Source organism: Allobosea sp. ASV33 (assembly GCF_016428755.1).
In the GTDB taxonomy this organism is placed as follows: domain Bacteria; phylum Pseudomonadota; class Alphaproteobacteria; order Rhizobiales; family Beijerinckiaceae; genus Allobosea.
Genome location: NZ_JAELTI010000264.1, coordinates 1 through 319 on the forward strand (window position 1 = coordinate 1; position 319 = coordinate 319).

Annotated in this window: 1 protein-coding gene and 1 pseudogene; both read right to left on the reverse strand. The window is 75.2% G+C overall.

From position 1 onward, the window contains the following. Positions 1-124 (reverse strand): annotated as a pseudogene (locus JHD80_RS27460) (iron-containing alcohol dehydrogenase); the annotation flags it as partial. 9 nt (positions 125-133) lie between these two features. Continuing rightward, positions 134-319: hypothetical protein (locus JHD80_RS27465; protein WP_199093771.1), on the reverse strand; the 186-nt coding region annotated here is incomplete at its 5' end.

Consider the following 319-nt stretch of genomic DNA (forward strand, 5'->3'; position numbering starts at 1 on the left):
GCAGGGTGTCGATGATCTCCCGCGCGGCCTCGACGGCATAATTCGCCGAGACCGGGTTGCCGTTGACGTTCCAGATGCTTTCCAGGGCATGCGAGAGCGCGTCGAGCCCGGTTGCCAGCGTCAACCCTGTCTCTTATACACATCTCCGAGCCCACGAGACTCTAGGCGCGATCTCGTATGCCGTCTTCTGCGTGAAAATGGGGGGGGGGGGGGGGGGGGGGGGGGGGGGGGGGGGGGGGGGGGGGGGGGGGGGGGGGGGGGGGGGGGGGGGGGGGGGGGGGGGGGGGGGGGGGGGGGGGGGGGGGGGGGGGGGGGGGGG